Consider the following 2,309-nt stretch of genomic DNA (forward strand, 5'->3'; position numbering starts at 1 on the left):
TCCATGCCCACGCAGCAGAGACATCGCCGCATGACCATGAGTATTAATCAGACCAGGTAAAAACAATAGCCCCTTACCATCGATCGCTTCCGTCTCTTCCTCACCCGCAGGCAAAGTTTCGCCAATATAAGTAATACGGCTATCCTCCACAATCATAAAACCATGGACTACCCCAGCTTCTGATCCATTTACGGCAAAAGAGCCGTTTTTAATCATCCATTTATTCACTGTCATATTGTGTTTCTTCCTTTCCGTCCTCCAAATAATAAGCGAGGCTAAGCAAATCAGTTGTAAAGTCTGTGGCATGAATCCGAATGTTGGCCGGTGCCTTGAGAGTAGTCGGTGCAAAGTTCAGGATCGCTCCAATTCCACTCTCAATAAGCCTGTCAGCCACGTGCTGTGCTTCAAAATCAGGTACGGTAATAATCCCGATTCGAATGTTTTTTTCTTTCACAGTCGCTTCCAGTTCATCCATCGGTTGAACGACCAATGTATTGATCTTGGTCCCTACCTTATCCGGAAACGCATCAAATACTGCGACAATCTTCATATTGTCTTTTAAATAAGCGTTATAATTCGAAAGGGCTTGCCCCAGATTACCCGCACCGACCAATACGACATTAATTTGCTGGTCGATTTTCAGGATATGGCGTATTTTCTCAATTAGATAAGAAACATCATAACCGATACCCTTCCGACCAAAATCTCCAAAATAGGCGAGATCTTTACGGATTTGGGCCGGGTTCAAATCTAGCCTCTGTCCCAACTCTTGAGAAGAGACCGTAGCCACCTCCCGTTTGTGAAGTGCATTCAGATAACGTAAATATACGGGTAACCTCCGTACGACAGCCTCTGAAATTTTATCTGATTTCATACTTGCTCCCCCTAATTGTAACGAACATACTTAGTGTCCGTCCGTTATGCCTCTGTCTCCGGGGCGGATTGGAGCCATTCGGCGATGCGGGGCACCATTTGCTCCGATGGCATATGCTCCATTTTTGGTCCCGGTAACGAGTACAAAAAGTGCTTTCCGTAATAGGATTCGATCACACGCGTATCGTAAACGATAACGACCCCGTGGTCGCTCGCTGTACGTACCAACCGACCAAATCCCTGTTTGAAGCGAATGACCGCTTGTGGTACAGACAGCTTCATAAATGGATTCTTCTTCTGCTGCTGAAGCAGCTCGCTTTTTGCCTCCAGCAACGGGTGATTCGGCGGTTGAAACGGCAAGCGAACAATGGCCAGACAAGTCAAAGCCTTTCCTGGAATATCGACGCCTTCCCAGAAGCTGCTGGTTCCCAGCAATACAGAAGCTTTGGCTTCCTGAAAACGGCGGGTTAGCTTACTGCGACTCCCACTGTCCACACCTTGTCCCAGCACAGTAATTTCGCTGGATGCTAAGGCCTCTTTGAGCGGCTCATACACTTGCCGGAGCATCCGATAGGAAGTAAACAGAACGAGCATTCTCCCCCGCGTCGCCTGAGCAGTCGCTCCTAGAGAGCTAACGAGCATATCTACAAAATGTGCATCTCCTACACTGCCCTTCACACTTGGGAAATCCCGTGGAATGACCAGCAACACCTGATCCCTGTAATTAAAGGGTGACGGGAGCTGCGAAGTCATCAGCCGCTCTTGATCTGCGGCCTCCTGCAAGCCGAGCTGATCGATCATGTACTGAAACGACTTATCTACCGATAAGGTAGCAGACGTCAGAATAATGCTTCTTTTTTTGTCAAAAAACATTTCTTTCAACTGGCGGCTCACATCGACGGGCACCGCATAAAATTGCAATGATTTACTACGGAATTGCCCACTCGCTTCGAGCCAGTATCCGGTTGTTTCATCATCGAGTCGGATAAAAAAGCGCAAATTTTCTCGGATTCCCGCCAAATCCTTGAGCAGACCCGTGATATCTGTAATAAGGCTATCTGCCGCATAATCGTCATGTTCTTCCTTGACGTCCAGCATCAGCTTGTCGCCCTTACGCAAAGTTTCGCTCATCGTTACATATAGCTGATTTTCCAAAGCCCCCGCCTGATCCCACTTTGCAGGCTTGGCCGAAGGTTTGAGACGGGAAGAAAACTGTCCTGTTTCACCCGGTGTCGCATCGCTTCGCTCTGGCAACATGCCAAACAGCTTGTCGCTTAGCAGGTCCCAAGTTTCCTTAACCTCTAACACGAGCGGATACATCTGGTCGATGGTTGAAGCCCAATCCGCCGACTTCTCGTGCCCCGATTTTGCCAACTGTTGACGAAGTGAAGGCAGTTGTCCATTCTTGCTGTCTTTGAACAGTCGCGTCAGTGTAT

At 48.1% G+C, this 2,309-nt stretch carries 2 protein-coding genes and 1 pseudogene; all 3 read right to left on the reverse strand.

The annotated features are described in order from the left end of the window. Positions 1 to 234 (reverse strand): annotated as a pseudogene (locus GRP75_RS24675) (N-ethylammeline chlorohydrolase); the annotation flags it as partial. Next, positions 221 to 874: a redox-sensing transcriptional repressor Rex gene (locus GRP75_RS24680; protein ID WP_013310684.1), complete on the reverse strand. Its 654-nt coding sequence runs from the start codon at positions 872 to 874 to the stop codon at positions 221 to 223. The pseudogene GRP75_RS24675 and the gene GRP75_RS24680, both read right to left, overlap by 14 nt. Positions 875 to 918: 44 nt before the next feature. Next, positions 919 to 2,309 (reverse strand): helicase C-terminal domain-containing protein (locus tag GRP75_RS24685; protein WP_272917234.1); only part of this gene is annotated, 1,391 nt, incomplete at its 5' end.

Source organism: Paenibacillus sp. OT2-17 (assembly GCF_009827695.1).
Lineage (GTDB): Bacteria > Bacillota > Bacilli > Paenibacillales > Paenibacillaceae > Paenibacillus > Paenibacillus polymyxa_B.